Raw genomic sequence first — 26,233 nt, 5'->3', positions numbered from 1 at the left:
TAATCCGCCGGGCCTTGGGTGTTTCTCTGCCTAGCGTGCGGCCCAAATAGGCCGCCGCCCGAGCATCACATGCCAAAAAACAGGGAAAAGACCATGCATCGTTGCAATAGGTTCGCCGTGGAACACGCTGCTGTTTGTCACTTCTATATGAGGTTTAACATATAACACACCGTTGGCCGCGATTCGGTTCAATCGAATTTGCGCGGGTTTTGCGGCAATTAGCGGGGGAGGGTTGGTATAATCAAACAAACGCGACGGACAGGCTACTGTCCGTCGCGTTTGTTTTCGCTCAAGCGGTGTTGTTAGGCCGCGCGGCGGGCCAGCAACTCGCGCACCCGCAGCACCGAGGGGCACATATTGGGCGGCAGCGCGTGGTCGTCGCAGGGCGAGTTGCCGTGGCGCAGCGCCGCGGCGCGGGTGCGCAGCCACTGGCGCTGATAGCCCACCGGCGGCAGCGCGTGGTGGCGCGACTCGGACACCACCATGGGGGCGTGGACATCCACGATCCCCACATGCTCGGCCCCCAGGGTGGCCAGCACCATGGGCAGCTCGCGCATGTCCATGGTGGCGCTGATCGCCAGCGACTCAAGGCCATCGCCGGGCCAGAAGCCACGCGCCTGGGCCAGCAGCGCCTGCGCCGAGATCGACTCGAAGCTGAGGAAGTAGGCCTTGCCGCTGTTCTGCGGGTCGGCGGCATCCTGCATCAGGCCCTGGCAGCGCATGCGGCAGAAGCGCTCTTGCACCGCGTGGAAGTACTCGTCCTCGCCTGTGGCCTGGTGCCACGCCGCACCGCTGGCCAAAAGCGCCTGGCCCGAGCCGCTGCCCACCACCGCCTCGGCGAACAGCCGCGACAGCTCGGCAGCAGCGCGCAGGTCGCTGCCCGTCAGGACGACGAGCGGGAACGCGGCCAGCGCGCGATAGTAGGACTCAATCAGTGATCGTGAGAAAAGCGGCTGCGCCGACTGGATGTACGTAATCACATGTTCCAGAAGGGCAGCATCTGCTGTGCTGCGCGGCGCAGAGTGTGCGGCGCGTATCTGCGGGAAGCTGGCGGCACGATCCGGCACCAGCCCGAACTTCCCCTGGCCTTCATTGGCCACCCCACCGGCGACGCTGCTGGTGGCATCTCGGAAGTTTTTGATCATCAATGTAGGACTCCTGTTAGGGCTGCGTATCTGCGCCATTGCAGCTACGGCAGGCCATCAACAACGTACGGCTCCTTTGTCGGACGAAGCAGAACAGGCACACCTGCTAGGCCTTAGTGCGAGGTCTAGAGGTCATCAGGCCAGCCCATTGCGCATATCCGCAAGCGCCGATGCTTCGTTTTCGGCGCAATTGACCGGCTCGAAAACGTTACTCAGTACCAGGTGCTTCACCTTCCGAGGTGAAGCTTGCATCTGCAAGAACCGTTCCACGTGGTAGGCGGATCTGCTCGGCAGATGGATTCGTGATAGCTACAGCTCCTTTCATTGCTATCTCTTGTTCAAACAGCACATCGCCCACAACCGTCAGGCGCGCACAATCGACAAGCGATGGTGCGCCCAGCGGGAAGCGTGCCTCAAAATCGTCGATCCGCTTGTAGTAGGCGTCGTCAAGCTCGATCTTGATCGTGCCCAGGGTGCGCTGTGGGCGCTGGCGGATCTGGTAGGAATCGCCGAGCTCGAAGATGTCGGAGCGCAGCGCCAGCAGGTCGTTGCAGGTCTTCACCGGCATGAACCTGCTGCGGTCGACCAGCAGGGCGCGGGCATTGGCGAACACCTCGATCGCCGCGCCCATGGCCGTCTCAAGCTGGTAGACGGCGGGCGACTGCGGCTCGCGCGGGTCGAGCGTCTTCTTGTTGCGGATCATGGGCAGCTTGATCACGCCGCCCTGCTCGGCCAGCACCTGGGCCAGCGCGCGCAGGTTCAGCCAGATGTTGTTGGTGTTGAAGTAGCGGTGGCGCTGGATGTCCTGGAAGGCGGCCATGTCGGCCTCGGGGCACTGGGCCACCTCGCGCAGCAGCAGCCTGCCGTCGTCGGCGCGCTGGGCCAGGTGCCCGCCCTTCTTGTCGGCCTCGGTGCGGGCCGCCACCTCCATCAGGAAGGGCACCTGCTCGGCGGCGACGTAGCCCAGAATGGCCAGATCGAGCGATGCGCCCAGGTTGTCGGCGTTGGAGATGAACAGGTACTCGTAGCCAGCATCCAGCAGCGCCCGCAGCATCCCCGAGGTCTGCAGGGCCACGTACAGCTCGCCGTGGCCGGGCGGGCACCAGGCCAGGTCGGGCGCGCTGGGGGCCTCGGCGGGGGCCAGCGTGTCGCAGAGCACCTTGGGCACCTTGTTCTGCATCAGGGTGAGCGGCACAGGCTGCTGGGCAACTTCGGGGTAGCGGGCCAGCACCGCCTCGGTGTCGGCGGCGGTGCTGAAGCTGTTCATGAGCAGCAGCGGCACCTGCGCCCCGTGGGCGTGGCGGGCGTGCAGATTCTGGCGGATGATGATGTCGAGAAAGGACAGGCCATCGCGCACCGGCAGCAGCGACTTGGCCTTTTCGAGGCCCATGCTGGTGCCCAGGCCGCCGTTCAGCTTCAGCACGGCGGCGCGGCCTATGGCGTCGCGGCCCGCAGGCTCGTAGCTGGCAAGCTCGCTCTGGCTGGCAACCGATTCGACGGGGGTAATATCGGCTTCGCTGATGACGCCTGTGACGCCAGCGGCAAGGGTTGTATAGTAGTAGTGAAAATTGTCGATGACAAGATCAGCAAGCCCTTCGCGGCGCATCTTCTCGCGGAAGGGTGCGAAATCAGGAGTCGAGGTGGAGGCCATGCGCCATCCCTTTGCTCTTATGTTGTCGAAACCAGGCCAGTTTTGGCATGCATGGCATTATATCATGCCGATCTCGCCACTTCCTGACATTTTCTTTAGAGCCACATAGATTAACCAGTTCTCAACTTTATCCGATCCCCATGCGCTATTTCTCTATCGCTACCGACAGAGATACTGCGCTCAGTAGAATGGACGAAGGCGTGGCAATCATGGTTGCAGAATCGAATCATTGTCACATCAATTTGTCCTCACTTGTCCCTCTTCAGGCCTAGGCTATTCCGGTATAGTAGCGCCACACACCGCGAGGAGGTATGGCCGATGCACCTTCAGCTTGATCGACAGAGCGCCCAGCCGATCTACCGCCAGCTGATGCACGAGATCCAGCAGCTGATCAAATCGAACGCGCTGCCGCCAGGGGCGCGGCTGCCCACCGTGCGCGAGCTGGCCAAGCAGCTGGGCGTGACGCGCCTGACGGTGCACACGGCCTATAGCGAGCTGCAGAGCGCGGGGTGGCTGGAGGCCACGGTAGGCAAGGGCACCTTTGTGTCGGCCCGCCGCGACCAGGCGGTGCAGCGCACCTCGCTGGGCAGCGACCTTTCGCCGCACGGCATGGTGAGCGACATGCTGTGGATGGCCCAGCTCCCCGGCATGCGCACGCTGGCCATGGCCAGCGCCGCCGAGGAGCACTACCCCACCCGCGAGTTCACCCGCGCGATCGAGGAGGCGCTGGCCCACGACAGCCAGGCGGTGCTGGGCTACACCACCGCCCAGGGCGAGCCGCTGCTGCGCATAGTGCTGGCCGACATGGTGCGGCAGCGCGGCGTGGTGGCCGGGCCAGATGCGGTGCTGGTGACCAGCGGCGTGACCCAGGCGCTAGCGCTGCTGGCGCGGGCCATGGCCGCGCTAGGCGATGTGGTGCTCGTGGAGCACCCCACCTATGTGGGCGCAATCAACCTGCTGTCGCGCCAGGGCCTGCGCCTGGTGGGCGTGCCCACCGACAGCCAGGGCGTGCTGCCCGACGCGCTGGAGGCGATGGTACGCACCTACAACCCGCGCTTCTTCTACTGCGTGCCCGCGTTTCACAACCCGATCGGCATCTGCTATACGCCCGAGCGGCGCGCGGCGGTGCTGGAGCTGGCCGAGCGCTACAACCTGCCGGTGGTGGAGGATGATATCTACGCCCAGATCGCGCTCGACCGGCCCGCGCCGCTATCGCTCAAGGCGCAAGACCCCGCCGATCTCGTGATCTACCTGAGCAGCTTCTCGAAGACGGCCATCCCCGGCGCGCGGGTGGGCTATGTGGTGGCGCACCCCACGCTCATCCAGCGGCTGCTGGTGTTCAAGCAGGCCGACGACCTCTGCTCGCCGCCGCTGCTGCAGCGCGCGATGGCGCTGTTTGTCGAGCGCGGGCACTACGCCGCGCACCTGCGCCGGGTGCTGCCGGTGTACCGCGAGCGCCGCGACGCGCTGCTGGATGCTATGGCGCGGCATTTCCCATCCGACACACGCTGGACCATGCCCGAGGGCGGGTTTTCGACCTGGGTGCGCCTGCCAGCCCATGTGTCGGTGAGCGACCTGTACCTGGCCGCGATCGATCAGGGCGTGGCCTTTGCGCCCGGCACCTTCTTTTTTGCGGGCGAGGCCCCTGGCCCCTACATGCGGCTCTCGTTCAGTGCGCAGCCGCCCGAGGTGCTGCGCGAGGTAACCAAGATCCTGGGCGATCTGCTTCAGGGCCAGATCCAGCGGCGCAGCTATAGCCCGGTAGGCAACCGCCAGTACCTGCCGCTGGTCTAGCGACTTCAAAGCGCTGGTATGACAAGAGGTCGAATGATGCATGAATCGAACAAGCCTTCAGGATAAAAAAGGAGATTCGTCACTATTTTCTTATAAAACTGCAACTTTCGACCTATTCTTATTTTATTCAAAAGGTGCTATACTACCCTTGGTTGCGAGAACGGCGAGAGAAACAAGGTAGGTAGCACGTTCTATGGATCGTCTCGATGACATTGACCGGGCCATTCTTGAGGCGCTGCAGCGCGACGGGCGTATGTCGATCACCGACCTGGCGCAGAAAGTCGAACTGACGCCGCCCACGGTTCAGCGCCGCGTCAAGCTGCTCGAAGAGGCGGGCTACATCAAAGGCTACACCGCCATCCTCGACCCGCTGCGGGTGAATTTGCCGGTCACGGCCTTCATCTTCATCGAGTCGGTTGCAGGCTGCGAGCTTGAGGAGGTCGGCAAGAACCTCTGCAAGATCTCGGGCGTGCAGGAGCTGCACAACCTGATCGGCGAGTGGTGCTTTCTGCTGAAGGTGCGCGCCACCAGCCCGCAGTCGCTGGAGGACATCCTCCACCGCCAGATCCGCCACACCCACGGGGTGCGGCGCACGCTCACCATCCTGGCCACATCGTCGCCCTTTGAGACGCCAAACGTACCCATTCCCGAGCGCGAGTAGCACACACCCTACGAGCCTCACCCACTATATGTCAACTACTACCACTGCGATGAGCAGGGAAAACAAGGGAGTTTTACAATGATCAACGCAAACCCGATGCCGCGCTACGCCGAGACCGCCCAGACCAGCCAGAACATCCTCGACTCGCTGATGCTTGAGCACACCGAGAGCCTAGCTCAGCACGAGCTCATCCACAGCTCGAACATGCCGCTGGACACCGAGGGCCACTGGCGCTGGAGCAACCCGCTGAACCTGATCGTGCTGGGCATGGTGGCGCTGTTCGTGCTGGCCATCGTCGGCTCGATCGTCTCGATGATCTAGCGCGCGCCCACACAGCGCAATCCTTGGCCGCCACCTATGGGGCCAGACGCCAGCGGGGCCGCTTTCGTCCACCAGAGGTACAATCTGGTGGGGCGAAACGGCCCCGCTTCGCTATTTCTTCTTTTTGCTTCGGCATGCCGCAGACCCCAGAAAGGACCAAGGATGAAGGCTCAAGATACCCCCTACGCCGCCGCCCCCACATCAGCCCTGCGCAAAGCGCTCTCGCCAGCCCTGCTGGCCTTTATCGGCCTCGCGCTGCTGTGGGGCGCGTCGTTCCTGTTCATCAAGATCGGCGTCACCGGCATGCCGCCGGATGCGCTGGTGGCCACGCGGCTTACCATCGCCGCCATCGTGCTGCTGGGCGTGGCCCGCGCCAGCGGCGAGCGCCTGCCCAGGGGCTGGAAGATCTGGCGCGACTTCGCCGTGACTGGCGTGGTGGGGCTGGCCATCCCGTTCTCGCTGATCACCTGGGGCGAGCAGGAGATCTCCAGCGGCATGGCCTCGATCCTCAACGGCACCACGCCGCTGTTCACCGCGCTGATCGCCTACTTCTGGATGCGCGGCGAGCGATTCTCGCCGCTGAAGCTGTTCGGGCTGGCGCTGGGCTTCGTGGGCGTGGTGGTGGCGGTGGGCATTGAGAACCTGACGATCGGCAGCAACCTGCTGAGCCACCTGGCGGTGATGGGCGCGGCGTTTTGCTATGGCGTGAGCGGCATCTACACCCGCCGCGCCTTCGCGGGCATCCCGGCGCGCACGGTGGCGGTGGGCCAGTTCGTGTGCGCGGCGGTGGCACTGGTGCCCATAGCGCTGCTGCGGCACGGCCTGCCCACCCAGCTGCCGCCAGCGGGGCCGCTGGGCGCGGTGGTGGCGCTGGCGCTGTTCTGCACGGCGGTGGCCTACATCCTCTACTACTGGCTGATCGACCACATCGGCGCGACCCGCACCAGCATGGTCACCTACATGGTCACGCCGCTGGCCCTGATCTATGGCGCGGCCATCCTGCGCGAGCCGGTCTACCTCAACACGATCGCCGGGCTGCTGCTGGTGGTGCTAGGCATCCTGCTGGCCAACGGCGTGATCGGGCGCAGGGCCGCCTAGCGCGCCTGCCTTGCGCGGGTGTGAAAATCCGCTAAGATGCTGCGGTAGATGCGCCGCGCCGACGGCAGAGGGCTGCCAGCGGCGCGGCGCACCATGTTTGAAGGAGAGCACCATGGCAAGGACTGTACGACTTGTGCTGGCTGGGCTGGGCAATGTGAACCGCAGCCTAATCGCGATCTTCTTTCACCAGCGGCGGCTGCTGGAGGAGCGCTACGGGCTGAAGATCGCGGTGGTGGGCGCAAGCGACTCGGGCGGGGCTGCGGTGGAGCCGCAGGGGCTGGATCTAGAGGCGCTGGTGGCGGCCAAGCAGGCGGGCCAGAGCGTGGCCAGCCTGCCCGGCGTGGGGCGGCCCGGCCTGGGCGGCGCGGCCTTGATCGCCGCCGTGAAGGCTGACGTGCTGATGGAGGCCACACCGGTGGATCTGAAGACGGCCCAGCCAGGGCTGGACACCACCCGCGCCGCGCTGGCCGCTGGCATGCACGTGGTGATCGCCAACAAGGGGCCGGTGGCGCTGGCCTACGGCGAGCTGGCCACCCGCAGCGATCTGGGCGGCGTGGCCAGCAACCCCCGGCTGCGCTTCAGCGCCTGCGTGGGCGGCTTCTTGCCCTCGGTGAATGTGGGCTGGCGCGACCTGCGCGGCACCAACATCGTGCAGGTGGAGGCGGTGTTCAACGGCACCACCCAGATCATCCTGCGCGCCATGGAGCAGGGCGGCAGCTTCGCCGACGCGCTGCGCGACGCCCAGCAGCGCGGGCTGGCCGAGACCGACCCCACGCTGGACATCGAAGGCTGGGATGCGGCCAACAAGCTGGTGATCTTCGCCAACGCCGTGCTGGGCCAGCCTACCACGCTGGATGATGTGGAGGTGATGGGCATCACGCGGCTGGGCGCGCAGGATCTGTCCGCCGCCCAGGAGCGCGGCATGCGCGTGGTGCTGCTGTGCCGCGCCGCCGTGGGCGAGCATGGCCGCTACGACCTGAGCGTGCGCCCCACCGCGCTGCCGCTGGAGCACCCGCTGGCCCGCATGAGCGCCGACGAGATGGGCGTGGTGTTCCACACCGACATCGCCGGGCGGCTTAGCTTCCAGACCCTGGAGCGCGGCCCCCAGCCCACGGCGGCGGCCATGCTGCGCGACTTGATCGAGGTGACGCGGGACATGGTGGCCTAGCCCGCCCAAGCGGCCAGCCCGTGGCGGCGAATCGTGCCGATTCGCCGCCACGGGCTGCCTATCAAAGCAGCGGGATATAGGCATAGCTATGGGCAGAACAGCGCAAAAGCCTAGCCCCAAGAGAAATTAAAAAGGGCATTTATACGTTGTTTTTTACATATACAAAAGTCCTTTTCAGGTAAATATCATAACGATAACACCATACTATATACTTCCACATCACATTCCTATACATCTTGACAAGGTTAATTTAAAGGTGTAGTATTGATTCGTTCCTTATAGGCTAAAATTATCAATGTCATGAATTTTCTACACTTGCATTATTAAGTGTCCCTAAATAAAATTTACTTTTTGACGCAAAGTAAATTACACTCCTATAACATAATACAAAAGACTGATTTTTTGACTACCCGTTTTACTGTATAGTATCACCATAAATTCATCCAAACTTTCTATAATCCAATAAATCAAGCCTATATATCAAATATATAGGCTTGATTGCGCCGATAAAAAGGCGCCTTTCATTTAATTCGTGTTAATATATATATTTTATATCATTCTTTTCTAACTTATCTGCGGCAAAAATTGCTGCGAAAGATACCCTATCTCCAATCTAGGGCGTAGCTTTGAGCATGCTCTATCAAAAACTTGAGCCGCCCCCTATGGTGCCATACTCCCTTGAACGCAAGCGGCTGGTGCGTGAGATTGATAGCGCCCTGGGCGAGGCACCGATCACGGTGCTTGCGACACCACCAGGGTGGGGCAAGACCACAGCGCTCGTCAACTGGTCGCACCAAGGCAGCGAAGCCAACACCTCTTTCTGTTGGATCTCGCTTGAGGAGGCCGACCATGACCCGTTTGTTTTTCTTTCCTCGCTGATCGGCGAGCTGCGACCACACCACCCCCAGCTGCAAGCGCTCCACGACCAGCTACAGGCGCAGCTCCCCCAGCAGCACCAGCATAGCGCGCTCCGCCCGCTGATCCACCAGCTGATCGGCCAGCTGGGGCCGCAGCAGCACCCACTGATCTTTATCTTCGACAACTTCCGGCACATCGCCACCGCCACGCCGCCACAGATTCAGGCGATCTGCAGCCTGCTGCTGCTGCTGGTGCAGCATGTGAAGCAGCTGCGGATCGTGATCCTGTCGCGCACCGTCATGCCGTTCATGGTCAACCTGCAGATCCAGGGCTACCTGCGCATTCTGAACACCGATGTGCTGGCCTTCACCCCCGACGAGATCATCGAGCTTGGGCAGGCCCGCTATATGCTGCATATCGACACGGCGATCGCGCAGCGCATGGCCGACTGGTCGCGCGGGTGGCCAGTGGCGCTGGTGCTGGCGCTAGAGGACTGGAAGCGCAGCAGCGGCCGGGCCAACCTAGAGAACATCCTTGAGCGGGTAGGGCATACCCAAGTGGTCACATTTCTGCGCGAGCATGTCTTCAATACGCTGCCCGCGCCGCTGCAGGCCTTTTTGATCGATATTGCGGCGCTCAACCGCTTCAGCGCGGCGCGCTGCGACCAGCTGCGCGCGCAGCAAGACTCGGCGCAGCTGATCAGCGAGATCGAGCACCACAACCTGTTCATCGATATCCAGCACGACTTCCACACCTTTCACCCGCTCTTCGGCCAGTTTCTGATCGGCATGCTCAAACGCAGCGGCGAGCACGGCGAGGCGCTGCTGCGGCGGGCCGCCGTGTGCTACCAGCAGTGGGGCGAGTGCGCCTACGCCTTCGCGACCCTGCTGCTGCTGCAGGATATCGAGCGGCTGCACGAGCTGGTGATCTGCATCGCGCCCGACATGCGGCGCGAGGGCAGGCAGACCCAGCTGATCCAGTGGATCATGCAGCTGCGCGCCATGGCACCGCTGCCCGTCGCGATCATCCTGCTGCAGATCCGGCTTGCGATCGAGATCGTGGACTGGAACACCGCCTATATGTTCATCCAGCAGGCCATGGTCAGCGGCAACCCCGACCTGATCGTGGAGGCCACGCTCTACGAGGTGCTGATCGCCTGCCTGAAGCGCGAGGCGCGCGCCCAGAGCCTGCTGCAGGCGATCGATCTGGCGGCGCTGCCAGCGCACCTGCTGGGCTTGTACTACGAGCTTGCTGGCCGCGTGGCGCTGATCCAGCACGATCGCGCGGGCGCGATCGCCCACCTCAAGCAGGCGATCAGCCAGCACAGCATCAACTCCACACGGCGCGAGCCGATCACGCTGGCGCACCTCTACGACCTGCTGGGGCTGGTATTTGCCGAGGCGGGAAACCTAGCAGACTCAGCATACTATCTCGACCAGGCCCAGGCGACCTGGAACCTGCTAAGGTACCCGCACCGGCGGATCATCACGCTGAACAACAGCGCCTGGGTGGCGATCGAGAAGGGCAACATGGCCGATGCGCGCCGCTACCTTGAGCTAGCCTATGAGCTGGCCGAGTGCCACATGTATGTGCGCGGCAGGCTGCTGGTGCTGAACACCTTCGCCGATCTGGCGCTGATCGAGGCCGATCTCGTGCAGGCGCACGAGCGCTACCGGAAAGCGGCGGGCTACGCCGCGCAGCAGAACATGCCGCACGAGCACAGCTACGCGATCGCCGGGGCGCTACGCTGCGCTGCGCTGCTTGGCGATCAACACAGCATAGAACTGTGGCAGGCGCAGCTGAGCGCGCTGCCCCATGGCCAGGCCAGCCCACATCAGTACACCCAGCAGATCGCACAGGCGATCGCCAGCCCCGACCCGCACGACCAGCTGGCGATCGCACAGGCGATCGGCGTGGATGCCACCACCGCCCGCCACGACAAGGCCCAGCTGCTGCTGCTGCAGGCGCTGGCGGCCTACCAGCTGAGCGGCTGGGAAGCGGCAAAGAACTACTGGGCGCAGCTTGAGCGCGCCGCGCCAGTGGCGCATCTGCACCCGCTGCTGGCCATCCAGTGCCAGCGCGCTCGCGGTCTGCTGGCTGCCGCCGCCCCAAGCCCATTGGCCAGCAAGATCCTGGGGCAGCTGACTGGCAGCCCAGCGATAGCGCACAGCCAGGCCGACAGTCCGCCGCTGCCAGCCATTCCTGTGCGAGCGGAGGCAGCCAGCGGCAAGCAGGCTGCACCGGTGTGGAGGTTTTCTGCGCTGGGCAGCTGCGCGCTGGCCCACAATCACCAGCAGGTGCCGCTGGCACCGCGCCCGCTCGACCTGCTGGTGATGATGCGGCTGCTGGAGGCGGGCGCGGCGGGGATCGCGGCGCTGCGGCTGTGGGAGGATGTGTGGGGCGACCAAGACTACTCATCCGACGCGCTGCGCCAGTCGCTCAGCCGCCTGCGACGCAGCACGATGCTGCCCATCCGCCTGCACCAGGGGCACTGCCAGCTGACGCTCGACTGGAACCTCGTCGACTACGATGTCTGGCGGCTCGAAGAGCCGCTGACCTACCATCAGATCGAGGGCCTACAGGAAAAGATCGCGCTGTACCACGGCAGCTTCCTCAGCCACATCCACCACGAGTCGCGCTGGCTCAACCAGCGGCGCATCGCCCTGCATCGGCGGGTGCTGGCCCTGCGCGAGGCGCTGGCGCTGATCAAGGAGAAAACGCACCCGCACGAGGCATTCCAGATCTACAGCCAGGTGCTGGAAGAGGACGGCATGCGCGAGGTGGCCACCGCAGGCGCGATGCGCTGCAGCGCCCAGCTGGGCGACCGAAAGCACGCGATCAGCATCTACCAGAAGTTCTGCTCGCGGCTGATCGAGGAGCTGGGGGCCGACCCCTCGCCGTGGCTGGTGCAGCTCTACCAGGAGATCGCGGGTTAGGCTACCACGCGATCGGGCGGCCATCGCGAAAGAAGCCGCCGGATGGCCCGCCGCTGGGCAGCGTGGCCGCCCAGACAACGCCTGCCGCACCTTCGGACACCGGACGCCCGCCCGCGCCGCCCATCTCGGTGGCGACCCACCCCGGGCAGACCGCGTTCACCAGGATGCCGCTGCCCCGCAGCTCGGCGGCCAGCATGATCGTGAGCGCGTTCAGGGCCACCTTCGAGATCGCGTAGGCTGGGGTCGCCCCGCTCAGGTCGCCCAGCGCGCCCGCCCCGCTCGACACATTTACGATCCGCGCCCCGCCGCTTCGGCGCAGCAGCGGCAGGAAGCTGCGGCACATGCGCCACGCCCCAAGCGTGTTGGTGTCGAAGGCGGCCTGCACGATCGCCAGATCGGCGTGGGAGGCGTGCTGCCACGTGTCGTAGAAGATCGCCGCGTTGTTGACCAAAATGTCGATATGGCCCAGCTCGGCCTCGGCCCACTGCGCCAGCGCGCGGATCGAATCTTCGTCGGCCACATCGAGCTGGCGCGCGTAGATCTCGCCGCCAGCTCGGGCTAGGGTGCTAGCCGCCTGCTCGCCCTTGCGCAGATCGCGCGACCCAAGCAGCACCGTTATGCCGCGCTGGGCAAGCTGCCGACAGACCTCCAGCCCGATCCCACGATTCGCACCGGTGACCAGCGCTACCGTCTTTTCGCTCATAGGGGAACCTCTTCATCTCACAAAAAGGAAGGTTGGGTGCAGCATAGCATACGACGAATCACGGCCCTGGCGCGCTCTGGTGGCGGAGCCAGCAGAGCGACACCAAGGCCGAGGCAGCAGGCGCAAGCCTGGGGTGCGCTAGGCGTACTGAAGATCGGCGCGGGTAATCTTGCCGCCAGCCAGATCGAAGGTGTAGTAGGCGCGGAAGCCCCCCGAGGAGCCAGGCGGGGTGAAGCGCACCAGCATGCGCACCTGCTGCGCGCCGGTGGCGGTGCGCTCAAGGATGCTGTAGCGGCCACCCAGCACCTCGTTGTCGGCCCAGGTGCGGATGGCATCGACCCCGCGGATGTGGCGACCCACATCGATAATCTCGGCGTCGGGGGTGAAGCACTCGCCCAGCGCATCCAGATCTTCGCTGGCGACGGCGTCGAAGTAGCACTGCGGCTGGGCGAGCAGATCGGCGGTGGCGGTGGCGGTCGGCGCGTGTGTCGGCACGGGGGTTTCTCCTTCGCTGGCCTGCGGCTGGGTGACCAGCGGCAGGAAGGTTGCGGTGGTGGTCGGGGCCTGGGCGGGCTGGGTGGGCGCGGCGGCTGGCTCGCTGCCCTGGGCCGCGCTGGCGGTGGGGCCAGCGGCGCAGGCCGCCAGCGCGGCCCAGCTGGCCACAGTAACCCCTAGCCACACCAGGCGGACAGCCATCCTACGGTGTGATCGAGACATATGGCTCGGCTCCTTCGGGGCGGGGGAGCGCGAATCTCCGGCCCGCCGATAGGGGTGCGCTATGTCGCAGGCGCTACCAGCTCTAGACGCGGTAGTGGGCATCCACATCCTTGGCGAAGCCCAGGTAGTCGCGCAGCGGCCAGACCACCTCGAACTCCAGGTACTCGCGCATGGGCAGCCGCCCCAGCGCGGTGCGGTCCAGCTCCTCTGCCGAGGGCATGTCCACCACCGCGATCACGCGGCGCTGCGCCGCAACCTTCCAGATACCCACCACCAGATGGTCGTCGATGGTCTGCTGGGCGTGCTCGGTCTCTTTCTTCTCCACATCCCACAGCTCGTCGAGCGAGAGGCGTCCCTCGTGGTTCCAGCGCATCTGAACATAGAACAGCATAGCGGCCTCCTCTAGTTCCCTTGTCGGATGGTAATCCCTAACTACACCATGATATCGACTAGCGGCTCGACATGTGCGCGGATAAGCGACACGATCGGGTGCTGCGGGCCAAACACCTCGCGCGCCAGGTCGAGCGGCATCTTGCCGTCGTGGCCACGCAGGTCGAGCCGCGCGCCCGCCGTGACCAGCGCCGTCGCGCACTCGTCGAAGCCGTGCCAGAGCGAGTCGTGCAGGGGTGTGTAGCCATTGGTGGCCCCTTGGAAGTCGAGCAGCACGCCCGGCTGGCGCACCAGCATGCGGGTGATCTCGGCGTGGCCGTTGTAGACGGCCTTGTGCAGCGGCACCGCGCCAAAGGTCGGCTCGGTGGCGTTCACATCGGCCCCAGCCCACAGCAGCGCGGCCACAATCGCGGTGCGGCCATCGCGCGCGGCCACCAGCAGGGGGGTGTGGCCGTCGTTAAAGCTATTCACTAGCGGGTAGCGCTCGTCGACCGCCGCGCCTGCGGCCAGCAGCCGCTGCACCTCGGCCAGATCATCGGCGACCACCGCCGCCATCAGCTGCTGCCGATCGATCTTCTGCTGGTCATCCTGCTGGCGCTGTTTCAGCAGCGCATCGGCCTGGAACAGCCGCTCCTTACCGATCACGGTCACATTCAGCTCGTACTGGAAGTGCTCAAGCAGCGAGAAGCCGTAGTGCGTGCTGAGGTGCAGCGTCGCGCCGCTGTCGAGCAGAAAGCCCACGATCTCGGGCCACTTGAACCAGAGCGCGTCCATCAGCGGGGTGTGGCCGGTGGTCACCGCCACCTGGTCGACAAAGGCCCCCGCGCCCACCAGCGCCCGCACGATCTCGATGCTGCCGCCCTGGCAGGCCTTGTGCAGCGCCGACGCGCCCGCGCGGCTGTCCACCGCAAACACATCGGCACCGGCCTGGATGAGGTGCAGCGCGATCGCGGTGTCGGCCTGGCATGCGGCCAGCATCAGCGCGGTCAGGCCGCTCTCGGCGTCGCGGGCGCTGGGGCTTGCCCCGGCCTGGGTGAGCGCCTGCACATCGGCGAGGCTATGCGCCCGCACCGCTTGAATCAGCTGTTGTTCCATGGCGGTTCTCCCTCTGGCGATCACGCGCCGCGCAGCGCCACGATAATCGGCGACGGGTCGGTGTAGGATTTCCAGCGCACGATCTTGCCGTTGCGGATCGTCAGCCACTGGATGAACTCGATCTCGAACGGCTGGCCGTTGGCCTTCACCACCGACTGCTCGTGGATCACGCCCGCCGCCTCATCGCCCTGCACCAGCAGGCGCACTAGCTCCTCGCGCTGGACGCTGACCAGGCCGGTGAAGATCTGCAGGGTCTCCAGCACCTGCTGGGGGCCGTGGTAGGTGCCGATCCACGGCATCACATCGTTCATGCCGGGCACGACCGTGTAGTTGATCCACTCGACCTCGGGGTCGAGCAGGCCCAGCGCCGTGTCGAACTGGCCGTGGGTCAGGGCATCGAACCAACCCTTCGCCACCGCGTAGGTATCCTCGTAGGCTTGCTCGGTCATCATCTTGCCCTTTCTGGCTGTGGGGTGCGCCCAAGCCTAGCGGCTCTCGGGGCCAATAATCCAGTGCTCGGTGGTGACAAAGCGCTGGATGTAGCGCGGCTCGACGAAGGTCTTCAGATCATCCTGGGCCTGCTGCCACTCGGGCGACAGGGCGGCGGCAGCCAGCGCCTCGCTATTTTCAAACCACATCAGCGAGATGCCATCGAGCAGGGTCTCGCCGAGGGTGTAGAGGCCATCGCGGGCATAGCACTGGTAGTAGCGCTGGATGCCGGGGATGGCCAGCACCTTGGCCGCGTGCTCCTCCAGCCCATAGCGGCGGAAGTCCTCTAGCTCGCTGCCAGCCTTGCGCTTCACCAGGGTAAACACCTTCAGCATCTGCGACTCGCGGGCGAGCGGCGGCCCCTCCTTCAGCACGTGGGTGGTGGTGTCCAGCCCTACAGTGCGCCAGAACGCCGCCCAGCGCGGCTCATCGAGCCGCGCGCCCTCTAGAAACTCCTTGGTCTGCAGCGAGGCCAGCTGCTCTTCCTCGTTGGCCAGCCAGATCTCGGCCACACCGCTGAACAGCGGGTCGGCTGGCTCGGGGCCAAAGGGCACCCGCGTGTCGATCTGGTAGCGCCGGATCTGCGGGATCTTGCTGGCGTACTGCACCGCGTGGACATTCAGCCAGTAATCCTGAAAGTCGGCCTCGCTCATTCCCGGCTTGGGGTGGGCAAAGATAAACTGGTGGATCATGTCGCTTCTCCTGCCTGCAGTCTGATGTAGCGGCTGTCGTCATGTCGTCGCGGGCATCGTAGCGCCCCGTGCTTAGATCCCACTTAGGTTAGGCTGACTGCGGAAAATGATCGGGCATGTCACAGCATGTTCACAGCCGTGTCACAGCGCATCGCTATGCTTAAGCCATACCCGCAGCAACAACGCAGCACCTACCCGCTGGAATCGGCCTAAGAAATGAGGAGAGCAACCATGAAGAAAGCAATGATCGTGATGGCGCAGTTCGTGGCGGTGGTGGCGGTTCTGGGCATGCTGGTGCTGGGCAGCGCCGCGCCGCTGGGCGACCCTGGCATCGACCCTGGCTTCGCGCCAGCCCCGACCCCCTCGCTGACCCCGACGGTGGCAGGCTAGGCATGCAGATCATCGCCCTAGCGGTCACGTTCCTCGCCATCGTGGTGATTGTCGCAGCGCCCTGGCAGCACCGCCCGCTCAAGATCACTGGCATGCCCCTGCTGATCGGCGCTGGTGCCATCCAGATCCCGATGCTGCTCGACCACCGGATCGCCTACGCACCGGCGGTCGGCGCGGGCCTGGTGGTGATCTGGGCCGTGGCCAACCGCCAGATCCCCGGCGCACGGCTGCTGATGTTCGGCGCTGGCCTGAACGTGCTGGCCATGCTGCACAGCCAGGGCATGATGCCGCTGGCCCCGCATATGGTAGCCTCGCTGCCGCATCTGGGCGCACCCGCACTGCTGGCCCATAGCAAAGACGTGATCGGGACGGCGGATGTCTGGCAGTGGATCGGCGACTGGATGCCGCTGCAGCTGCCATCGCTCACCCTTGTCGGAAGCCCGGGCGACCTGCTGATCGCCGCCGCTGTGATCTACTGGGCCTGCATATCGCGCAGGCTGGCCATTCGCCAAACAGCGCTCATCCGCACCGCCTAGCGCCCCTTTCTCCGCAGAACTGAACCCCAGCGATGTCGCTCTCCCTCGACGATGACCCCTCTACAATGCCGTAGAGCCAGCTTTCCCGCACCTCGGCCCCAGGAAAGACGTGCTCTGTGGCACCACCTGGCTATCCGCTCTCTACCAAAGTGAAATACACCCATGGAAGCTCGACATGACATGCCCGCTGAGCACTCGTGGTGCTCGGCCATGCGGGCCGCCGCGCAGCACTGGCAGTTCGAGAACTACAGCGAGAGCCTGATGCTGCAGACCGCCGCCACCCAGTACGTCGGCGCGAGCCAGAGCAGCTGGCCCGTGCTCTGGAGCGCCGCGCAGATCGGGGTCTGCACCGCCTTCGCGGGCGAGGCCAGCGCCGCGCGCGAGCAGTTTGGCCGGGCCAGCCGTATCGCCATGCGGCTCGGGCAGCCGGTGGTGGCCGGGATCTGCACCAGCAGCGAGTCGCTCTGCGCGCTCTTCGCCGACACATCCAGCGCGCCTTGGATCATCATCCGGTCGCTCTGCAGCCTGCACGAGGGCCTGATGGAGTACATCCAGCTCAACCAGCTGCCCCACGCCGACATGTGCTGGCATGTGCGCACCAGCGAGCGCCAGTCGGCGCGCTGGCAGGGCGGCCAGCTGCCCACCCGCGCCCAGCCCGAGATCCGGATCAGCACGTTCGGCGGGTTCGGCATCTGCATCGGCGGCAGGCCGATAGCCGGGCTGCCCACCGGGCGCAGCGGCGCGCTGCTGCGGTATCTCTGCACGCACCAGGGCCAGATGCTGCACTGCGACGAGCTGCTCGAAACCTTCTGGCCCGAGGTCGACCCCGAGATCAGCCGCAACCGCTTCCACTACACCATGCACACGCTGCGGCGCAGCCTGGCCAGCGCCTGCGGCGAGCACGGCCTGCCGATCGCCCACAGCGAGGGCCGCTACGGGTTCGCGCCCGAGCAGCCAGTGTGGATAGACACCGACAGCTTCCGCGCGCTGATCACACGCGCGCGCCACGCCGAGCGCCAGCAGCATGTGCAGCAGGCGATCGCGCTCTACCTTGAGGCGATGGCCATCTACCGTGGCGAATTTCTGCCCGAGAGCCGCTACGAGAGCTGGGCCGAGGCCAGCCGGACCCAGCTGCGCGACCTGCACCTGGGCGCGCTTGAGCGCCTAGGCTACCTGTATGTGATGGTCGGCAACATCGGCGCGGCGATAGACCAGTGCGCGCGGCTGCTGGAGCAGGACAGCAGCCGCGAGGACATCCACCAGCGGCTGATGCACTGCTATATCGCGCTCGGCCAGCGCTCGCAGGCGCTGCAGCAGTACGAGCGCTGCGTGCAGTCGCTCAGCAGCGAGCTGGGGCTTGAGCCGCTGCCCGAGACCATCCAGCTCTACGAGTCGATCAAGGGGCTGGCGCTGGCCGCCGCCTAAGTGCTATCTAAGGGGGCCTCGCTACACTGGTAATTACCGCTCACCAGGCCATATCACAACAGGAGGACCTATGCCCAAGGTACTTATCATGCTCTCCGAGTGGGGATTCTGGGGGGAAGAGCTGGTCGGCCCGCTTGAGGTGCTGGACGCCCACGGCTACGAGAGCACCTTCATGACCGCGCGCGGGCGCAGGCCGCACGCATTGCCGCCCAGCATGGAGCCAGGCTACCTCGACCCGCCGCTCGACAAGGTGGTGACCGACGAGTACTACGCCCGCAAGACCCGTGAGATCGACGCGTCGCCTCGGCTGGAGAAGCCGGTCAACCTGGCCGCGTGGTTTCCCGAGCGCCCCTACTTCAACGCGCGCAACTTCGGGCACGAGCTGGAGCGCTACTACAGCCTGCGCGACAAGGCCTGGCAAGATCTGGCCGAGTACGACGCGCTGCTGCTGGTGGGCGGCAGCGGGCCGCTGATCGACATGGTGAACAACCAGCGCCTGCACGACGTCATCCTCGGCTTCCACGCCCAGGACAAGCTGATCGCCGCCGAGTGCTACGGCGTGGCCTGCCTGGCCTTCGCCCGCGACTGGGTGGAGCGTAGCAGCATCATCCGGGGCAAGCATGTCACCGGCCACGCGCTTGAGTACGACTACAAGGATGGCACCGGCTTCCTCAACACCGACATCAACGTCGGCCCGCCCTTCTTCCCGCTGGAGCTGATCCTGCGCGACGCGACCGGACCGGATGGCCGCTACCACGGCGGCGTTGGGCGCACCCAGTCGACCATCCTCGACTACCCCTTCCTCACCGGGCGCTCGACCCAGGACTCGCGCCTAGTGGGCGAGAAGATCATCGAGGTGCTGGAGGGCGGCCTGCGCCGCTGGGGCTGGTAGGCACGCGGTGGTGCAGGCCGCACAGACCCTGCACCACCACCCGACCGTTTGGCGCACACACCATGCCAAGGAAAGACCTATGAGCAAACGAAATGGGCACGCCGCGATCATCGAGCAGTTCCTGGCCGACGGCATTGACCATATGTTCGGCAACCCAGGCACGGTCGAGCAGGGCTTTCTGGATGCGCTGGGCAGCTACCCCGAGATGAAGTACATCCTCACGCTGCAGGAGACGGTGGCGGTGATGATCGCCGACGGGTACGCCCGCGCGCGCCAGCGGCCCGCCCTGGTGCAGATCCACAGCTCGCCGGGGCTGGGCAACGCCATCGGGGCGCTCTACCAGGCCAAGCGCGGCCACGCGCCGCTGGTGGTGATCGGCGGCGACGCGGGCATTCGCTACCAGGCCATGGATGCGCAGATGGCCGCCGACCTGGTGGCCATGGCCGAGCCGGTGACCAAGTGGGCGACCATGGTGCACGATGCATCCTCGGTGCTGAGGGTGCTGCGCAGGGCGATCAAGATCGCCGCGACGCCGCCGATGGGGCCGGTGTACGTCTGCCTGCCGCAGGATGTGCTCGACGAGGAGAACACCGAGGCGGTCATCCCCACCGTCATCCCATCCACGCGGGTCGCGCCCGACCCCGGCCTCCTCCGCGAGGCCGCGCAGGCCCTGGCATCCGCCCAGCGCCCCATGTTCTTTGTGGGCGATGGCGTGGCCTACTCGGGTGCGCGCGCCGAGCTGGAGCGGCTGGCCGAGCTCGTGGGGGCCGAGGTCTGGGAGTCGGATGCGGGCGAGGTGAACATCAGCTACCGCCACCCGCTCTACCAGGGCATGACAGGGCACATGTTCGGCGCGGCCAGCAGGCCGATCACATCCAAGGGCGACGCCATCCTGATCTGCGGCACCTACATGTTGCCCGAGGTATTCCCCGAGCTGGGGCCGATCTTCGCGCCAGGGGCGAAGGTCATCCACATCGACCTCAACGCCTACGAGATCGCCAAAAACCACCCGGTCGACATCGCCATGCTGGGCGACCCCAAGGTAGGGCTGGGCTTGCTGGCCGACCAGATCGAGGCCGCCATGTCGCCAGCCCAGCGCGAGGGTGCGCAGCGGCGGGCCGAGCAGATCGCCAGCGCCACCGCGCAGCGCCGCGACCAGGCCATCGCCCACGACCAAGCCCAGCGCGACAGACTGCCCATGCCCATGTCGCGCTTCATGGCCGACATGGCGGCCAGTCTGCCCGCCGACACCCTGATCTTCGATGAGGCGCTCACCAGCTCGCCGCCGATCGGCCGCTACGCCCAGCCCGCAGAGACCGGCAGCTACTTCCTAACCAGGGGCGGCTCGCTGGGGGTCGGCTTCCCCGGCGCGATCGGGGCCAAGTTGGCCAACCCCGACCGCCCCGTGATCGGCTTCAGCGGCGACGGCGGCAGCATGTACACCATCCAGGCGCTGTGGACAGCGGCCCGCTACAACGTGGATGTCACCTTTGTGGTGTGCAACAACGGCTCGTACCGGCTGCTGCAGTCGAACATCGACACCTACTGGGCCGAGCGCGAGATCCCCGCGCACGAGTACCCGCTTAGCTTCGACCTCTCGTTCCCGCCGATCAGCTTCGTCGATCTGGCGCGCGCCCTGGGCGTCGGCGCGCTGCGGGTGAGCAGCCCCGACGAGATCGGCCCCGCTATTCAGCAGGCCCGGCTGGCGGGCGGCCCAGTGCTGATCGACCTGGTGCTGGCCGGCGATGTGCACCCCGAGCGGATCGACCCGGCCCACCACGCCCCGCTGGCGATCTAGCGCCCGCCAGAGCAGCGCGGCGCGCCCGCGGCACCGCGCAGAAGGAGACCGACCATGCGCCTTGATGGAAAAAAGATCGGCGTCCTGATCGAGAGCGACTTCTACGAAGATGAGATCTTCTACTATCGGCACCGCTTTGCCGAGGAGGGGGCCGAGCTGCACTTCCTGACCCGCCTGTGGGGCCAGCCCGAGCAGACCTTCCACGGCCACGAGTACCGCGCCCCGCTGGTGTGCGGCGAGAGCTTCGAGTCGATCGACGACGATCAGCTGCGTAGCTACGCCGCGATCATCGTGCCCTCGGGCATGGTGGCCGACCGGCTGCGCTACACCGAGGATCCGCGCGCCATCCCACCGGCCACCGCGTTCCTGCGGCGGGCCTTCGCCCAGCCGGATGTGGTGAAGGGCATCATCTGCCACGGCATGTGGCTGGTGGCGCGCACCCCCGAGCTGGTGCGCGACCGTCCGGTGACGGTGCACAACAACCTGATCGGCGACGCCCTGAACATGGGCGCGCGCTACACCGACCGCGACCTCGTGGTCGACGGCGACCTTGTCACCGCGCGCACCGGGGCGCACTGCCACCTGCTGGCCCGGCAGATCCTCGACATGCTCTACGCCCAGACCCGATAGACGCGCCCTTCCTGCGACGCATAGCCGCCTATACCGGGCCGCGCGCCAGATGCCGCGCGCCCATGGAGAAGCGAGATGAATGATCTGCGGTTCACCTTCTCGGACACGATCTCGGGCTACATCAGCAACTTCGACCGACGCGAGATGAGCTTCGACCTGACCACATCGGATCAGCGCACCTTCCACGTCGACCTGACGGGCACCACCTTCTCCCGGATCATGGAGAACCTTGAGGAGCCAGTGACGGACGTGTCGGCGCGCGTGGCCGAGAAGCTGGATGATGGCCAGTATGCCCACGTGTACGGCATCTTCGCCCCGGCTGGCGCGGGGCTGCGCTTCGAGGCCAAGACGCTGGTCTTCCCCGGCGAGGAGGTCGGGCAGTATCGGCACGAAGAGCCGCAGTGGTGGGTCAACCAGATCCACTCGATCGCCGACTCGTACCTGAAATGGCAGTTCGGCTACCCGCAGCGCGAGATCGACTACCGCAACTACCGCACCTTCCTGCACCTGGCGGGCGAGAAGCGCGGCGACTACCTGCAGGAGACCGACACGATCTCGCGCATGGTCTACGGCATGGCCTCGGCCTACATGCTCACCGGCCACGAGCGCTTCCTGGAGGCCGCCGAGCGCGGCACCGAGTACCTGCGCGAGCACATGCGCTTCTTCGACCCCGACGAAGACCTGATCTACTGGTACCACGGCATCCAGGTGCAGGGCGAGCGCGAGCAGAAGCTGCTGACATCCGAGTTCGGCGACGACTTCGACTCCATCCCCATGTACGAGCAGATCTACGCGCTGGCTGGCCCCATCCAGACCTACCGGATCACCGGCGACCCGCGCATCCTCTCGGACGCCGAGCACACCGTGAAGCTGTTCGACCGCTTCTACATCGACCGCGAGAAGGGCGGCTACTTCTCGCACATCGACCCGCTCTCGCTCGACCCGCGCGCCGAGTCGCTGGCCCACAACCGCGCGCGCAAGAACTGGAACTCGGTGGGCGACCACGCCCCGGCCTACCTGATCAACCTGTGGCTGGCCACCGGCGAGCCGCAGTACGCCGAGATGCTGGAGCGCACCTTCGACACCATCGTCGAGCACTTCCCCGACTACGACCATAGCCCGTTCGTGCAGGAGCGCTTCTTCGAGGACTGGAGCCACGACAGCACCTGGGGCTGGCAGCAGAACCGCGCCGTGGTGGGCCACAACCTCAAGATCGCGTGGAACCTGATGCGCATGAACAGCCTCAAGCCCAAGCAGGAGTACGCGGCGCTGGCCAGCAAGATCGGCCAGATCATGCCGGGCTTCGGCAGCGACCGCCAGCGCGGCGGCTGGTACGACGTGGTCGAGCGCAGCGTCGAGGCCGATGTGGCCGCGCCCCACTTTGTCTGGCACGACCGCAAGGCCTGGTGGCAGCAGGAGCAGGCCATCCTGGCCTACCTCATCCTGCACGGCAACCAGAAGGACGCCGAGTCGCTGCGCCACGCCCGCGAGGCCGCATCGTTCTACAACGCCTTCTTCCTCGATCACGACGACGGCGGCGTGTACTTCAACGTGCTGGCCAACGGCATGCCCTACCTGCTGGGCAACGAGCGGCTGAAGGGCAACCACTCGATGAGCGCCTACCACTCCACCGAGCTGTGCTACCTCTCGGCGGTGTACATCAACCTGCTGATCAGCAAGCAGCCGCTCGATCTGCACTTCAAGCCCCAGCCAAACGGCTTCAAAGATCAGATCCTGCGCGTCCAGCCCGACATCCTGCCCGCTGGCAGCGTTCGCCTGGAGCAGGTGTGGGTCGAAGACAAGCCCTACGCCAACTTCGACCCCGCCGCGCTGACCGTGACCCTACCCGATAGCGACCGGGCGCTGCGCGTGCGGGTGCGGATCGCACCCGTAGCCTAGCGCGACGCCCTGGCCCCACTACCACAGAAGAGATATGCCATGCAGATCTTTATTCAGACAATTGATGCGGCGACCGTGGTGACGATCAACGGCGAGCTGGATGGCAAGACCGCGCCGATCATCCAGGCCCAGCTGGCCCAGGCGTGCGCGCCGGGCTGCCAGATCGCGCTGGACATGCAGCATGTCAACTACCTCTCCAGCGCGGGCCTGCGCATGCTGCTGATGCTCAACCGGCAGATCGCCGGGCTGAATGGGCGGATCGTGATGGTGGGGCTTAGCTCCGATCTGATCGACACCCTCGCCGAGACTGGCTTCCTCGCCTACCTCCAGATCGAGGAGACGCTTGACCTGGGGCTTGTGGCGCTACACAAGAACTTCGAGGCACAGGATGACTACCGTAACAACAGCCCGAGAGCGGATCGATTCGCACCCGACCCACAGCTACGGTCCGTTTAAGCTGCGCGCTGGCCGCCCGCTGCCGTTCGGGGCCACGCTGGTGCCCAGCGGCGTGAACTTCGCGATCTACTCGCGGCACGCCACCGAGTGCACCCTAGTGCTGTTCCAGCGCGGCGATCCGCAGCCCATGATCGAGATCCCGTTCCCCCACGAGTTCCGCATCGGCGACGTGTTCACCATGATCGTGTTCGACCTGGACATCGAGACGATCGAGTACGGCTTTCGGCTTGAGGGGCCTTACGACCCCTCAAGCGGCCACCGCTTCGACGCGAGCAAGATCTTGCTCGACCCCTACGCCAAGGGGGTGAGCGGGCGCGACACCTGGGGCCAGCCGCCCGACTGGGACAACGCCTTCCAGCACCGCAGCTTCCTGATCTACGATGATTTTGACTGGGAGTCGGACACGCCGCTGCGCATCCCGATGGAGGATCTGATCATCTACGAGATGCACGTGCGCGGCTTCACCCGCCATCCGTCCTCGGGCAGCCGCCACCCAGGCACCTTCGCGGCGCTGCGCGAGAAGATCCCCTACCTGCGCCAGCTGGGCGTGAACTGCGTCGAGCTGCTGCCGATCTTCGAGTTCGACGAGCACGAGAACAGCAGGCCCAACCCCGCCACCGGCGAGACCCTGCTGAACTACTGGGGCTATAGCACGGTCGGCTTCTTCGCGCCCAAGGCGGGCTACGCCGCCACCGCGCGGCTGGGCATGCAGGCCGACGAGCTGAAGACGCTGGTGAAGGAGCTGCACCGCAACGGCATCGAGGTCATCCTCGATGTGGTGTTCAACCACACCGCCGAGGGCAACGAGCACGGCCCGATGATCTCGTTCCGTGGGATCGACAACCAGACCTACTATATGCTCACGCCCGAGGGCTACTACTACAACTTCAGCGGCACCGGGAACACGCTCAACTGCAACAACCCGATCGTGCGCGATCTGGTGTGCGACTGCCTGCGCTACTGGGTGTCGGAATATCATATCGACGGCTTCCGCTTCGACCTGGCGGCCATCCTTGGCCGCGCGCCATCGGGCGCGCCGCTCTCGAACCCGCCGCTGCTTGAGTCGCTGGCCTACGACCCTGTGCTGGGCACCTGCAAGCTGATCGCCGAGGCATGGGATGCGGGCGGGCTCTACCAGGTGGGCACCTTCCCATCCTACGGGCGCTGGGCCGAGTGGAACGGCAAGTACCGCGACGCCATGCGCCGCTTCCTGAAGGGCGACGCCGGGCTGGTGGGCGAGGTAAGCCAGCGCGTGCAGGGCTCGCCCGACATCTACGCCTGGCGCGGCCCCACCGCCTCGGTCAACTTCTTCACCTGCCACGATGGCTTCACCCTGGCCGACCTGGTGTCGTACAACCAGAAGCACAACGACGCCAACGGCGAGGGCAACCGCGACGGCGGCGACGACAACAACAGCTGGAACTGCGGCTGGGAGGGGCCGACCGACGACCCGGGCGTGCTGGCCCTGCGGCGGCGGCAGATCAAGAACGCGCTGGCGCTGCTGCTGGTGAGCCAGGGCGTGCCCATGATCCAGATGGGCGACGAGCTGGGGCGCACCCAGCAGGGCAACAACAACACCTACTGCCACGACTCCGAGCTGAACTGGCTCGACTGGTCGATGGTCGAGTCGAACGCCGAGCTGCTGCGCTTCGCCCGCGCCTGCATCCACTTCCGCCGCGCCCACCCGGCGCTACGCAGCCACCAGCACTTTCGCAACACCGACTACATGGGCAGCGGCTTCGCCGACATCACATGGCACGGCACCCAGGCCTGGAACGCCGACTGGTCGGATGGCAGCCGCGTGCTGGCCTTCATGCTCTGCGGCAAGCACGCCAAGGGCGGTACCGCCAGCGACAGCAACATCTACGTGGCGATCAACATGTACTGGGATGCCCTCAGCTTCGAGATCCCGACGCTGCCAGCGGGGCGCATGTGGTCGGTGTTCGCCAACACCGGGGCCGAGTCGCCCGGCGACTGCTCGATGCCCGGCGACGAGCCGCTTCTTCCCGATCAGCGCAGCATCCTGGTGGGTGGGCGCTCGATCGTCATCCTTATTGGCCAGTAGATCTCCGATCAGAAAGGAACAGCCATGGCCTTCGTTGCAAACCTTGAGCTTACCGATGGGGTCGCCCGCATCTCGCTCGCGGGCGAGCTCGACGCCAGCGTGACCCCGCGCTTCCGCACCCTGGTGGAGGAGGCCGAGCAGCACCGCGCGCGGCGGATCGTGCTGCTGATGAACGAACTGACCTACATGTCCAGCGCGGGCATCCGCGAGCTGGTCTTCCTGAAGCAGAAGATGGGGCCGCACGTGGATGTCTACCTGGTGGGCACGCAGGAACTGGTGCTGGAGGCGATCACAATGACCGGCGTGCAGCACAGCGTGATCTTGCTCGACCAGTACATCCCCGAGCAGATCGAGCAGCGCGAGGCGGCCTAGCGGCCTGCGCCGAGGGCGGGCCGCCACCCTCGGCGCAGGCCACGCCGATGAT

The 26,233-nt window shown here is 65.6% G+C and carries 23 protein-coding genes; 15 read left to right on the top strand and 8 right to left on the bottom strand.

Going from position 1 to position 26,233, the window contains the following annotated elements; all coding sequences use genetic code 11:
- Positions 1-302: 302 nt before the first annotated feature.
- A complete protein-coding gene (locus F8S13_03810) occupies positions 303-1,145 on the bottom strand; it encodes a hypothetical protein (protein KAB8144968.1) in 843 nt (280 codons plus the stop codon).
- A 208-nt stretch (positions 1,146-1,353) separates the two neighbouring features.
- Positions 1,354-2,751, bottom strand: coding sequence for a UTP--glucose-1-phosphate uridylyltransferase (locus tag F8S13_03805; protein ID KAB8145244.1), 1,398 nt, complete (start codon positions 2,749-2,751; stop codon positions 1,354-1,356).
- A 363-nt stretch (positions 2,752-3,114) separates the two neighbouring features.
- Here F8S13_03805 and F8S13_03800 point away from each other — a divergent pair, with 363 nt between their 5' ends.
- The 6 genes from F8S13_03800 to F8S13_03775 all read left to right on the top strand — a co-directional run bounded on the left by F8S13_03800 (position 3,115) and on the right by F8S13_03775 (position 11,632).
- Positions 3,115-4,590, top strand: a complete 1,476-nt coding sequence (locus tag F8S13_03800; protein ID KAB8144967.1) for a PLP-dependent aminotransferase family protein — start codon at positions 3,115-3,117, stop codon at positions 4,588-4,590.
- A gap of 193 nt (positions 4,591-4,783) precedes the next feature.
- On the top strand, positions 4,784-5,251 hold the full coding sequence (locus F8S13_03795; GenBank protein ID KAB8144966.1) for an Lrp/AsnC family transcriptional regulator: 468 nt from the start codon (positions 4,784-4,786) through the stop codon (positions 5,249-5,251).
- A gap of 78 nt (positions 5,252-5,329) precedes the next feature.
- The gene (locus tag F8S13_03790; GenBank protein KAB8144965.1) at positions 5,330-5,572 is read left to right on the top strand and encodes a hypothetical protein; all 243 of its coding nucleotides are present in this window, start codon (positions 5,330-5,332) and stop codon (positions 5,570-5,572) included.
- 36 nt (positions 5,573-5,608) lie between these two features.
- On the top strand, positions 5,609-6,670 hold the full coding sequence (locus F8S13_03785; protein ID KAB8144964.1) for an EamA family transporter: 1,062 nt from the start codon (positions 5,609-5,611) through the stop codon (positions 6,668-6,670).
- A 112-nt stretch (positions 6,671-6,782) separates the two neighbouring features.
- Positions 6,783-7,838 (top strand): homoserine dehydrogenase, encoded by a 1,056-nt coding sequence (locus tag F8S13_03780; GenBank protein ID KAB8144963.1) that lies wholly within the window; start codon positions 6,783-6,785, stop codon positions 7,836-7,838.
- A gap of 695 nt (positions 7,839-8,533) precedes the next feature.
- Positions 8,534-11,632: a hypothetical protein gene (locus tag F8S13_03775; protein KAB8144962.1), complete on the top strand. Its 3,099-nt coding sequence runs from the start codon at positions 8,534-8,536 to the stop codon at positions 11,630-11,632.
- 1 nt (position 11,633) lies between these two features.
- Here the strand turns inward: F8S13_03775 and F8S13_03770 are convergent, their stop codons facing one another.
- From F8S13_03770 to F8S13_03745, 6 genes are all read right to left on the bottom strand, one after another.
- Complete coding sequence (locus tag F8S13_03770; protein ID KAB8144961.1) at positions 11,634-12,335, bottom strand: SDR family oxidoreductase; 702 nt, start codon at positions 12,333-12,335, stop codon at positions 11,634-11,636.
- A gap of 138 nt (positions 12,336-12,473) precedes the next feature.
- Entirely contained in the window at positions 12,474-13,052 is a 579-nt protein-coding gene (locus tag F8S13_03765) for a nuclear transport factor 2 family protein (protein KAB8144960.1), read from the bottom strand.
- Positions 13,053-13,134: 82 nt separating this feature from the next.
- Complete coding sequence (locus F8S13_03760) at positions 13,135-13,443, bottom strand: hypothetical protein (GenBank protein ID KAB8144959.1); 309 nt, start codon at positions 13,441-13,443, stop codon at positions 13,135-13,137.
- Between the two features lie 41 nt (positions 13,444-13,484).
- The gene (locus F8S13_03755; protein KAB8144958.1) at positions 13,485-14,537 is read right to left on the bottom strand and encodes a hypothetical protein; all 1,053 of its coding nucleotides are present in this window, start codon (positions 14,535-14,537) and stop codon (positions 13,485-13,487) included.
- 20 nt (positions 14,538-14,557) lie between these two features.
- A complete protein-coding gene (locus tag F8S13_03750; protein ID KAB8144957.1) occupies positions 14,558-14,989 on the bottom strand; it encodes a hypothetical protein in 432 nt (143 codons plus the stop codon).
- 33 nt (positions 14,990-15,022) lie between these two features.
- Complete coding sequence (locus F8S13_03745; protein KAB8144956.1) at positions 15,023-15,718, bottom strand: EthD family reductase; 696 nt, start codon at positions 15,716-15,718, stop codon at positions 15,023-15,025.
- Positions 15,719-16,110: 392 nt separating this feature from the next.
- Between F8S13_03745 and F8S13_03740 the strand changes: the two genes are divergently transcribed.
- The 9 genes from F8S13_03740 (at position 16,111) to F8S13_03700 (ending at position 26,181) form a co-directional block, all read left to right on the top strand.
- Positions 16,111-16,644 carry a DUF5317 domain-containing protein gene (locus F8S13_03740; protein ID KAB8144955.1) on the top strand — a complete coding sequence of 178 codons (534 nt, stop codon included), beginning with the start codon at positions 16,111-16,113 and terminating at the stop codon, positions 16,642-16,644.
- Between the two features lie 162 nt (positions 16,645-16,806).
- Positions 16,807-18,069: a hypothetical protein gene (locus F8S13_03735; protein ID KAB8144954.1), complete on the top strand. Its 1,263-nt coding sequence runs from the start codon at positions 16,807-16,809 to the stop codon at positions 18,067-18,069.
- Between the two features lie 70 nt (positions 18,070-18,139).
- Positions 18,140-18,961 carry a type 1 glutamine amidotransferase domain-containing protein gene (locus F8S13_03730; protein KAB8144953.1) on the top strand — a complete coding sequence of 274 codons (822 nt, stop codon included), beginning with the start codon at positions 18,140-18,142 and terminating at the stop codon, positions 18,959-18,961.
- Between the two features lie 79 nt (positions 18,962-19,040).
- On the top strand, positions 19,041-20,759 hold the full coding sequence (locus tag F8S13_03725) for a thiamine pyrophosphate-binding protein (protein KAB8144952.1): 1,719 nt from the start codon (positions 19,041-19,043) through the stop codon (positions 20,757-20,759).
- A gap of 54 nt (positions 20,760-20,813) precedes the next feature.
- Positions 20,814-21,389: a thiamine biosynthesis protein ThiJ gene (locus F8S13_03720; protein KAB8144951.1), complete on the top strand. Its 576-nt coding sequence runs from the start codon at positions 20,814-20,816 to the stop codon at positions 21,387-21,389.
- A gap of 75 nt (positions 21,390-21,464) precedes the next feature.
- Entirely contained in the window at positions 21,465-23,288 is a 1,824-nt protein-coding gene (locus tag F8S13_03715; protein KAB8144950.1) for an N-acyl-D-glucosamine 2-epimerase, read from the top strand.
- Positions 23,289-23,327: 39 nt separating this feature from the next.
- Positions 23,328-23,744: an STAS domain-containing protein gene (locus tag F8S13_03710; GenBank protein ID KAB8144949.1), complete on the top strand. Its 417-nt coding sequence runs from the start codon at positions 23,328-23,330 to the stop codon at positions 23,742-23,744.
- Positions 23,677-25,809 (top strand): glycogen debranching protein GlgX, encoded by a 2,133-nt coding sequence (gene glgX, locus F8S13_03705; protein ID KAB8144948.1) that lies wholly within the window; start codon positions 23,677-23,679, stop codon positions 25,807-25,809. The genes F8S13_03710 and glgX overlap by 68 nt, the downstream gene beginning before the upstream one ends.
- Before the next feature lie 24 nt (positions 25,810-25,833).
- A complete protein-coding gene (locus F8S13_03700; protein ID KAB8144947.1) occupies positions 25,834-26,181 on the top strand; it encodes an STAS domain-containing protein in 348 nt (115 codons plus the stop codon).
- Positions 26,182-26,233 lie beyond the last annotated feature (52 nt).

The sequence above is a fragment of the Chloroflexia bacterium SDU3-3 genome (assembly GCA_009268125.1).
Taxonomy (GTDB): Bacteria; Chloroflexota; Chloroflexia; order Chloroflexales; family Roseiflexaceae; genus SDU3-3.
This window is presented reverse-complemented; position numbering and strand designations above follow the sequence as displayed.

What these genes read in the sequence shown, in the direction of transcription:
- F8S13_03700 (KAB8144947.1), top strand. Translation starts at nt 25,834, where the DNA reads ATGGCCTTCGTTGCAAACCTTGAGCTTACCGATGGGGTCGCCCGCATC.
- F8S13_03790 (KAB8144965.1), top strand. Translation starts at nt 5,330, where the DNA reads ATGATCAACGCAAACCCGATGCCGCGCTACGCCGAGACCGCCCAGACC.
- F8S13_03760 (KAB8144959.1), bottom strand. Translation starts at nt 13,443, where the DNA reads ATGCTGTTCTATGTTCAGATGCGCTGGAACCACGAGGGACGCCTCTCG.
- F8S13_03800 (KAB8144967.1), top strand. Translation starts at nt 3,115, where the DNA reads ATGCACCTTCAGCTTGATCGACAGAGCGCCCAGCCGATCTACCGCCAG.
- F8S13_03770 (KAB8144961.1), bottom strand. Translation starts at nt 12,335, where the DNA reads ATGAGCGAAAAGACGGTAGCGCTGGTCACCGGTGCGAATCGTGGGATC.
- F8S13_03725 (KAB8144952.1), top strand. Translation starts at nt 19,041, where the DNA reads ATGAGCAAACGAAATGGGCACGCCGCGATCATCGAGCAGTTCCTGGCC.
- F8S13_03750 (KAB8144957.1), bottom strand. Translation starts at nt 14,989, where the DNA reads ATGATGACCGAGCAAGCCTACGAGGATACCTACGCGGTGGCGAAGGGT.
- F8S13_03735 (KAB8144954.1), top strand. Translation starts at nt 16,807, where the DNA reads ATGGAAGCTCGACATGACATGCCCGCTGAGCACTCGTGGTGCTCGGCC.
- F8S13_03715 (KAB8144950.1), top strand. Translation starts at nt 21,465, where the DNA reads ATGAATGATCTGCGGTTCACCTTCTCGGACACGATCTCGGGCTACATC.
- glgX (KAB8144948.1), top strand. Translation starts at nt 23,677, where the DNA reads ATGACTACCGTAACAACAGCCCGAGAGCGGATCGATTCGCACCCGACC.
- F8S13_03755 (KAB8144958.1), bottom strand. Translation starts at nt 14,537, where the DNA reads ATGGAACAACAGCTGATTCAAGCGGTGCGGGCGCATAGCCTCGCCGAT.
- F8S13_03720 (KAB8144951.1), top strand. Translation starts at nt 20,814, where the DNA reads ATGCGCCTTGATGGAAAAAAGATCGGCGTCCTGATCGAGAGCGACTTC.
- F8S13_03745 (KAB8144956.1), bottom strand. Translation starts at nt 15,718, where the DNA reads ATGATCCACCAGTTTATCTTTGCCCACCCCAAGCCGGGAATGAGCGAG.
- F8S13_03710 (KAB8144949.1), top strand. Translation starts at nt 23,328, where the DNA reads ATGCAGATCTTTATTCAGACAATTGATGCGGCGACCGTGGTGACGATC.
- F8S13_03805 (KAB8145244.1), bottom strand. Translation starts at nt 2,751, where the DNA reads ATGCGCCGCGAAGGGCTTGCTGATCTTGTCATCGACAATTTTCACTAC.
- F8S13_03780 (KAB8144963.1), top strand. Translation starts at nt 6,783, where the DNA reads ATGGCAAGGACTGTACGACTTGTGCTGGCTGGGCTGGGCAATGTGAAC.
- F8S13_03795 (KAB8144966.1), top strand. Translation starts at nt 4,784, where the DNA reads ATGGATCGTCTCGATGACATTGACCGGGCCATTCTTGAGGCGCTGCAG.
- F8S13_03740 (KAB8144955.1), top strand. Translation starts at nt 16,111, where the DNA reads ATGCAGATCATCGCCCTAGCGGTCACGTTCCTCGCCATCGTGGTGATT.
- F8S13_03810 (KAB8144968.1), bottom strand. Translation starts at nt 1,145, where the DNA reads ATGATCAAAAACTTCCGAGATGCCACCAGCAGCGTCGCCGGTGGGGTG.
- F8S13_03730 (KAB8144953.1), top strand. Translation starts at nt 18,140, where the DNA reads ATGCCCAAGGTACTTATCATGCTCTCCGAGTGGGGATTCTGGGGGGAA.
- F8S13_03785 (KAB8144964.1), top strand. Translation starts at nt 5,609, where the DNA reads ATGGGGCCAGACGCCAGCGGGGCCGCTTTCGTCCACCAGAGGTACAAT.
- F8S13_03765 (KAB8144960.1), bottom strand. Translation starts at nt 13,052, where the DNA reads ATGTCTCGATCACACCGTAGGATGGCTGTCCGCCTGGTGTGGCTAGGG.